Origin of the sequence: Streptomyces sp. SID486 (assembly GCF_009865385.1) — a bacterium.
Lineage (GTDB): Bacteria > Actinomycetota > Actinomycetes > Streptomycetales > Streptomycetaceae > Streptomyces.
The window spans coordinates 1-2443 of sequence record NZ_WWJT01000395.1; the positions used below are offsets into that span (position 1 = coordinate 1).

Sequence of the window (2443 nt, forward strand, 5' to 3'; positions counted from 1 at the left end):
ACAGCGCGCCCGCGCGGGCCGGACGGGCCGCCGCGGCGAGCGCCCCGGCCCGCAGTGGCCGCAGGGTGAGCGACTCGACGGCGGCGACGGGCGCGCCCGTGGGGTCGGCGAGGGTGAGTGAGACGGTGCCCTCGCCGGCCGGCCGGACCCGGACGCGCAGTCCGGTCGCACCGGTGGCGTACAGCCGTACCCCGGACCAGGCGAACGGCAGCAGGGCCTCCTCGCCGGCTGCGTCGGTGAGGCCCACGGTGTGCAGGGCGGCGTCCGACAGGGCCGGGTGCAGGCCGAAGCCGTCGGGGGCGGCGTCGGTGGCGACTTCCGCGTACAGGCCGTCCTCGGCCCGCCAGGCGGCGCGCAGGCCCTGGAACAGCGGGCCGTAGCCGAGGCCGAGGGCGGCGAGTTCGTCGTACAGGCCGTCGAGCGGGACGGGTTCGGCGTCCCGCGGGGGCCATGCGGTGAGCGGGTCGGCGGTCGCCGGGAGGGTGCCGGTCGGGGCGAGCAGGCCGTCGGCGTGCCGGGTCCACGGCAGTTCCTCGTCGGGGCTCTCCGGACGCGACCAGATGGTGACCGGGCGGGTCTCCCCCGCGGGCGGCCCGACGGTGACCTGGAGCTGGACGGCGCCGCGGTCGGGCAGCACCAGGGGTGCGTGCAGGGTGAGTTCGGCGATGTCGCCGCAGCCGACCTGGTCGCCGGCGCGGAGCGCGAGTTCGAGGTGCCCGGTGCCCGGGAACAGCAGCCGGCCGCCGACGCGGTGGTCCTCCAGCCAGGGCTGGGTGCCCGGGGAGAGCCGGCCGGTCAGCACGGCGCCCTCGCTGTCGGCCCGGACCATCGCCGCGCCGAGCAGGGCGTGGTCGGTGGGGGCGAGGCCGGCGGCGGTGACGTCGGCGCCGCCCGCGGTGCTGTCGAGCCAGTACCACTCGTGCTGGAAGGCGTAGCCGGGCAGCGGCACCCGGCGTGCGCTGCGGCCCTCGGCGACGGCGGTCCAGTCGACGTCCGCCCCGTGGGTGAACGCCTCGCCCAGCGCGGTCAGCAGCCGGTCCCGGCCGCCCTCGTCGCGGCGCAGGGAGCCGACGGCCGCCACGGCGTCGTCGGTCTCCTGGATCCCGGGGGTCAGCACCGGGTGCGGGCTGGACTCGACGAACAGCTGGTGGCCGTCGGCGACGGCGGCGCGCACGGCCTGCTCGAACAGCACCGTGCCGCGCAGGTTGGTGTACCAGTAGCCGGCGCCGAGTTCCGTGGTGTCGAGGGGGCCGCCGGTGACGGTGGAGTAGAACGGCACCTGCGTGGCGCGCGGCCGGATGCCGTCGAGGACGTCCGCCAGCCGCTCGCGCAGGGTCTCGACGTGGGCGCTGTGGGAGGCGTAGTCGACGGGCAGGCGCTTGGCGCGGACCTTCTCCGCGCGCAGCCGGGTGAGGAGTTCGTCGAGGGCGTCGGCGTCGCCGGAGACCACGGTGGAGGCGGCGCCGTTGACGGCGGCGACGGACAGCCGGCCGTCCCAGGCGGCGAGCCGGGCCCGCACGGCGTCGGCGCCCTCACCGACGGACATCATGCCGCCCGAGCCGGACAGCAGCTCGGCGATGGCCCGGGAGCGCAGGGCGACGACGCGGGCGCCGTCCGCCAGGGACAGGGCGCCGACCGCGCAGGCGGCGGCGATCTCCCCCTGGGAGTGGCCGATGACGGCGGCCGGGGTGACGCCGTAGGCGCTCCAGGTGTGGGCGAGGGACACCATGACGGCCCACAGCAGGGGCTGGACGACGTCGACGCGGTCGAGGCCGCCGCGCAGCTCGGTGTGGAAGTCCCAGTCGGTGTGGGGCTCCAGGGCGGCGGCGCACTCGGCCATGCGGGCGGCGAAGACCGGGGATTCGTCGAGGAGCCGGGTGGCCATGCCGGACCACTGTGAGCCCTGGCCGGGGAAGACGAACACGGGCCGGGCCCGGCCGGTGGCGGCGCCCTGGACGAGGTTGCGGGCGGTGCCGCCGTCGGCCAGCGCGGCGAGGGCGCCGCGCAGTTCGGCCGGGTCCGCTCCGGTGATCGCGGCCCGGTGCGCGAAGCGGGCCCGGGTGGTGGCCAGGGACCAGCCGACGTCGGACGGGTCGAGTCCGGGGTGGGTGTCGAGGTGGCCGAGGAGGGCGGCGGCCTGGCCCGCGAGCGCGGCGGGTGTCCTGGCGGTGAGCAGCCACGGGACGGCGGGTCCCTCAGGCCCGGCGGGTCGCGGCGCGGCGGGGGCCTGCGGTGCCTGTTCGAGGATGACGTGGGCGTTGGTGCCGGAGATGCCGAACGAGGACACGGCGGCCCGGCGCGGACGGTCCCCCGCGGGCCAGTCCCGCGGCTCGGTCAGCAGCCGCACCCGCCCGGCGTCCCAGTCGACCTTGCTCGACGGCCGGTCCACGTGCAGGGTCCTGGGCAGCACACCGTTGCGCATCGCCATGACCATCTTGATGAC

At 77.4% G+C, this 2443-nt stretch carries 1 protein-coding gene; it reads right to left on the minus strand.

Features of this window, described 5'->3' with window-relative positions:
• A partial coding sequence (locus GT045_RS18560) for a type I polyketide synthase (protein ID WP_161334847.1) occupies positions 1-2443 on the minus strand: 2443 nt, incomplete at both ends.